This is a genomic window from Ruminococcus sp. 1001136sp1_2201st1_G3_2201SCRN_220225 (assembly GCF_040924365.1).
Classification (GTDB): domain Bacteria; phylum Bacillota; class Clostridia; order Lachnospirales; family Lachnospiraceae; genus Blautia_A; species Blautia_A faecis.
The window spans coordinates 1-4,591 of the sequence record NZ_JBCOME010000110.1 but is presented as its reverse complement, the minus strand read 5'-3'; the positions used below and the strand labels follow the sequence as shown (position 1 = coordinate 4,591).

Genomic DNA, 4,591 nt, shown 5'->3' with positions numbered 1-4,591 from the left:
TTCCTCCTTAGCTCAGTCGGTAGAGCATTCGGCTGTTAACCGAAGTGTCGTTGGTTCGAGTCCAACAGGGGGAGTTTTTTATGGAAATGTTAGGCTCCATGGTCAAGCGGTTAAGACACCGCCCTTTCACGGCGGTAACAGGGGTTCAAATCCCCTTGGAGTCACTGAGAAAATTAAATAAAATGGCAATTTGGTGTGGCTTTACTCTGACATTTGGTGTATAATACGGTTTATAAGTATTGTGCCGATGTGGCTCAATTGGCAGAGCAGCTGATTTGTAATCAGCAGGTTATCGGTTCGAGTCCGATCATCGGCTTTTTGGACCTTTAGCTCAGTTGGTTAGAGCAACCGGCTCATAACCGGTCGGTCCTGGGTTCGAGTCCCCGAAGGTCCATTTAATTTAATATTTTTCTGGCCCGGTGGCTCAGTTGGTTGGAGCGCCGCCCTGTCACGGCGGAGGTCGAGAGTTCGAGTCTCTTCCGGGTCGCTGCTGTTTTTAACAGCTAATTTAATATTTTTTCTTTTATGGGATCTTAGCTCAGCTGGGAGAGCATCTGCCTTACAAGCAGAGGGTCATAGGTTCGAGCCCTATAGGTCCCATATGCCGCAGTGGCGGAACTGGCAGACGCCCGGGACTTAAAATCCCGTGGGTAGTGATACTCGTACCGGTTCGATTCCGGTCTGCGGCATTAGTTAAAAATGGGAGAAACGTTGAATTTACAGCGTTTCTCTTATTTTTTTGTTTTAAAATGTTTGAACACCTTTGAACACTTTATGATGAAATACCAAGATTCTGAAAAGCAAGCCTGTCATTCTTCCTCTTATTGACATTCCGCAAGTAATGCAATGTTGTAGCTGTCTCACTATGTCCCATTAAATAACTAAGGGTTGTAAGATTATTTCCGTCAAAAGCTGTTGAAGCATTGTAAAAGCGGATTTTATGACTGGAATGATAAGGAACACCGGCTTCTTTGCAATATTTCTTCAAACGGCGATTAAAGCTGTCTGTTGTCATAATCTCGCCGTTGGGTTCAAAGACGTATATTCCATTTGGATTTAATTCCTTTGCTTTGTGAAGAATTTTAAGTGCTTCGTCTGTAAGGAACTGTTTACGGAATCCATGAGAAGTATTTCCTTTCATTTGATTTACTACTTTTACTTTTCGGCTTGAGAATGTTAAATCATCATTCAATGTACGTTCACAGGTCGCCTGTCTGTGAAGATATACAAGCCTGTTATTGTAGTCAATATCTTCCCAACGGATAGCTTTTGTTTCTCCAACACGGATAAACAGATAGAAAGATAACTGTATTGCAAGAGAATATGGCTCTATGATACACCGAAGATAATTTAATAACTTATGCGTATCATCACGGGAAAATACATTGTCACTTTGTACTTCTACTGGCTTATAGGTAAACTGTTTGAAATTCACATCAGAGACAGGATTATGAGATATAATTTCTTCTTCAATCGCATAACTCATGATTCCATTCAGAACAGAACGTGCATTACTGACTCGCTTATGTGTGAACTGCCGGTCTTTTGTAGCTTCTCTGAAAAAGCGGATAAGCGTGATTGGTTTGATTTCGCCTATCTTCATTTTAACAAGTTCTGTATCTTTGAAAAATCTATTCCATTCAGATACATACTCTTGAATTGTTTTTGCTTTTACGGAAGTATAATCTCTTTTATACAAAAGCCATTCAGCATATAATTCTTCTAGTGTGACATTCTGACGGTTTTCAGCTTTCTGCTTTTCGATATAAAATCTGATGATTTCTTTTTCAAGGTTCTCTTTACTCTTCCTCTTAACAGGACGGCGTTTGTTAGGTTTGGTTTCATCGGGTAAATAAGTACGCCAGCTTTTTTCTGATTCCGAGTAATAAATTTCATATTTGTGATTCTTCAAGATTTTTTTATTTGCCATAATTTTAAAATCTTTGAAGACTTCATCTGTGGTCATGTTAGCACAGGTGGCTAACGTATTCAATAATGTTATATCTGAAAACGTAACGGGATTATCCATAAGATTCCCCCTTTACGCAAGGATTTTCTTTTTTAATTTTGATGTAGATAACACTGCTGTCCTTTAAGCATGAACCAGTAGATAAGAAAGCGTTGGTATCGTAAATTTGCCTTGTGTATTCTTTCTGAAAGACGATATTTTCTTTTTGTAAGTCATGTAAAATGTCTTCGGTCAGCATGACTTTTGTTTCGTGTGGAACTTTCAGATTTTGAGATTTAAAAAAGGCTTTTTTCTTATGTTCTTTCAAATCAAGGTCTTTTCCAAAATACTTGCTAAGATAACGACCTCTATTTTCTTTGCTGTCTACATCAATGCGATTGATTTTAATAAATCCATGTGACCATAAATTCTGTAATTTTTCTTTTGCTATATACGGAAAATCAAAGAAAATAACATGATAATGGATTGCTCCACGCTTCTGTTTCTCCCACGTTGCAAGGTATTTTAATAACTGGGTTTTGGTATGGTACAAATAATAATTTAATCGCTGGATAAAATACTTAAATTCTCGGTTAGTTATCAGGATTTCCTGAATGTTTTCTTTAAATGTCAGCGTTACAAATTTTGTTTTGTTATCAAAGTTGCAGTCAACAATACGGGCAATATCCCAACGAGCCTGTTCGTAATGCTTCTGCTTGCGTTTTAAACTGTCATATTGCTTATGAGCTGACATTTCATCAAATTTTTTTCGGTTACTTGTGTCTGTTAAATCTGCCTTTTCTTTCGAGTGAATAAAAATAGGGTTTTCGTAAATATATACTTCTTTTGTAGTAGGAGTTTCAATGATTTTCGTATTGTATGCAAAACACTCTTTTGTTTTGCTCACGAATCTCACCTCATATCCCAATTTTTGTAATGAATGTTCCGATTGTTTTCGGAAGATGTTGTTTTATATATCAAGTATAGAGGTCAGCCAGTTCAGCACCTATGACGTTGTCCGGCACTGACTGGCTGACATAGTAGGGAAATTATTTCATTCCCACTTTTCTGATATTGGAAGCTTCTGCTTTGACAGAAAGACGTCCATTATAGAGACTAGCCCAAGTATGTAATCCATCAAATGAGACTGGAATCTGCCCTTTTTGTTCAAGTTCTTCGCTGGTAACAATCGCTGTGTTAGCTTTAATGCCTACTTTGACTTTTTCAAACTTTAATTTTGGAAGAAGAACTGTATAGTAGAATCCTAATTTTTCTTTTGTAGAAAAGTCTACCCAGTCAGAAACTTCTACTAACTGAAATTCCTCTTGCAGTTTGTCTGGATTTAAAATAAAGTCATTTCCTCTAATCATCGTTTCACCTCCTTATAGATATCTGATTATCAGATATTAAGATAATCTTATGATAAAACAAGCATTGCAGAATGTCAATAGAAAATATCTGAATATCCGATAAAAAGATTGACAGAGAAAATTTGATGAAATATAATGTGCTTATAAAGGAGGTTCGCTATGAATAAAATAAAAGAATTGCGGAAAGAAAAGAATATAACCGTTGCGGAACTTGCAAAAGAATTAGGCATTTCACAAAGTATGCTTACGAACTATGAAAATGGAAATGGAACGCCGAGAGATGAATCTATATGGGAAAAATTATCACAGATATTCGGCGTGAGTAAAAGCCACGTTATGGGATTAACTACGGATATTGAAACAGCAAATAAGACAAAACAGTTGAAAGTGGTTGTGGATACATCTCAGCCGATCTCAATACAACCGAAGAATCAGACAGACCTTGATGTATTGATAAAACTGGATTTGATAGACAGTGAAGACATGGAAGAAGTGTCAGAATTTCTTGATAAACTGTTGGCACAGGAGAAATATGAGGGACGGAGAGAATCAAACGTTAAATATGTCGTTGAGTAAAAAATGCTTCTCAGCCGACCACTTGCCCAGTCGACCCGCCGCCCTGTTAGGAACCGTCGCACTGGGCATCCTTGCGGAACGTTAGTTTGCGAAAATACGAACAAGGAAATACTGCAATAAGAGGTATGCCAAGAAAATATAAAAATCTTGCATACTTTTTTTGATTGAACATTTTGTGAAATGGAATTATACTGTGTATAATGTGAAACAGACAAATCGGAAGTTGAGAGGAGGTCGCTACAATGTTTATATTTTTATTTCTTTGTTCACTGTTAGTACCATTATCTATGACTTTCTTGGGATATACATGGAAAGATAATCCACCTAAAGATAGGCAAGGCATTTCGGGGTATCGAACTACTATGTCAAGAATAAATGATGAAACGTGGAAATATGCACACAAATGTTGGGGGAGCATAAATTTTGTTTTAGGAATTATCCTAGCGATACTATCAATTTTTGTTTTGATTTTAATGAAAGATGATACAAACTTTGAAATGATTTCTGTCTATTTAGTGTTTTTACAATTAGGAATTATGATGCTTACAATTATTCCAACAGAATTTTTTCTACATAAGCATTTTACAAAATTAGGTGAAAAGAAATAGATAACTTCCAGTTGAACAAAATCGCTGCGCGATGGCCTGCCAAGGCTATGGCGCAGTTTTTCTTTACACTTTAATAAAAAGCAGTGGAA

General features: G+C 36.8%; 5 protein-coding genes and 7 tRNA genes. 9 read left to right on the top strand and 3 right to left on the bottom strand.

Annotated elements, in window-relative coordinates; translation table 11 throughout:
- The first annotated feature begins 1 nt into the window (after window position 1).
- The 7 genes from AB5642_RS19735 (at window position 2) to AB5642_RS19705 (ending at window position 689) form a co-directional block, all read left to right on the top strand.
- Window positions 2-74, top strand: a tRNA-Asn gene (locus AB5642_RS19735).
- Between the two features lie 18 nt (window positions 75-92).
- Window positions 93-164: transfer RNA gene (locus AB5642_RS19730), tRNA-Glu, on the top strand.
- A gap of 79 nt (window positions 165-243) precedes the next feature.
- Window positions 244-316, top strand: a tRNA-Thr gene (locus AB5642_RS19725).
- 4 nt (window positions 317-320) lie between these two features.
- Window positions 321-394: transfer RNA gene (locus AB5642_RS19720), tRNA-Ile, on the top strand.
- Window positions 395-413: 19 nt separating this feature from the next.
- A tRNA-Asp gene (locus AB5642_RS19715) sits at window positions 414-487 on the top strand.
- Between the two features lie 40 nt (window positions 488-527).
- Window positions 528-600: transfer RNA gene (locus AB5642_RS19710), tRNA-Val, on the top strand.
- 3 nt (window positions 601-603) lie between these two features.
- A tRNA-Leu gene (locus tag AB5642_RS19705) sits at window positions 604-689 on the top strand.
- An 83-nt stretch (window positions 690-772) separates the two neighbouring features.
- On the opposite strand, the gene AB5642_RS19700 is transcribed toward AB5642_RS19705, so the two are convergent.
- The 3 genes from AB5642_RS19700 to AB5642_RS19690 form a co-directional block, all read right to left on the bottom strand.
- Window positions 773-2,029 (bottom strand): tyrosine-type recombinase/integrase, encoded by a 1,257-nt coding sequence (locus tag AB5642_RS19700; RefSeq protein ID WP_004845968.1) that lies wholly within the window; start codon window positions 2,027-2,029, stop codon window positions 773-775.
- Window positions 2,022-2,855, bottom strand: a complete 834-nt coding sequence (locus tag AB5642_RS19695; RefSeq protein ID WP_173794097.1) for a Rep protein — start codon at window positions 2,853-2,855, stop codon at window positions 2,022-2,024. Before AB5642_RS19695 ends, AB5642_RS19700 begins: the two co-directional genes overlap by 8 nt.
- A 142-nt stretch (window positions 2,856-2,997) precedes the next feature.
- A complete protein-coding gene (locus AB5642_RS19690) occupies window positions 2,998-3,318 on the bottom strand; it encodes a hypothetical protein (RefSeq protein ID WP_270378963.1) in 321 nt (106 codons plus the stop codon).
- 159 nt (window positions 3,319-3,477) lie between these two features.
- On the opposite strand from AB5642_RS19690, the gene AB5642_RS19685 reads away from it, so the two are divergent.
- Window positions 3,478-3,894 carry a helix-turn-helix transcriptional regulator gene (locus tag AB5642_RS19685; protein WP_005424130.1) on the top strand — a complete coding sequence of 139 codons (417 nt, stop codon included), beginning with the start codon at window positions 3,478-3,480 and terminating at the stop codon, window positions 3,892-3,894.
- Window positions 3,895-4,136: 242 nt separating this feature from the next.
- Window positions 4,137-4,502: an SdpI family protein gene (locus AB5642_RS19680; RefSeq protein WP_243870850.1), complete on the top strand. Its 366-nt coding sequence runs from the start codon at window positions 4,137-4,139 to the stop codon at window positions 4,500-4,502.
- Window positions 4,503-4,591 lie beyond the last annotated feature (89 nt).